Origin of the sequence: Vibrio sp. 10N.222.55.C6 (assembly GCF_041473395.1) — a bacterium.
GTDB lineage: Bacteria > Pseudomonadota > Gammaproteobacteria > Enterobacterales > Vibrionaceae > Vibrio > Vibrio crassostreae_C.
On the sequence record NZ_JBFRSD010001109.1, the window covers coordinates 1 to 318 of the forward strand.

Annotated in this window: 1 pseudogene; it reads right to left on the reverse strand. The window is 44.0% G+C overall.

Annotated features, from left to right (window positions below):
* A pseudogene (locus tag AB4486_RS27770) lies at positions 1-318 on the reverse strand (HlyD family secretion protein); the annotation flags it as partial.

Below are 318 nucleotides of genomic sequence, written 5' to 3' on the forward strand. Positions count from 1 at the left end.
CCGCTAATCCAAGCTAAACCAACCGAGCCGACTGGTACGCTATAGCCTTCAGGTTCAAAGACTTTCAACCTAACAAAGTGATGTTTGTTTTGTAGGTTCTTGCCTGTCGTAGAGCGAACATTCTGGTCAAAGCCAAGCAAGTTACTTTGCGCTTCGCCGGTTGCTTCAATAATACCTTCAACCTCTGCCGTGAATACTTTCCCTGGATAAACTGGCGTTGTAAATTCAGCCAATTGACCCGGTTTAACATTTCTAATCGCTTGATGATTCACTCTCATCAATACGTATTTCTCGTTGGTGTACATCTGCAATCGTGGA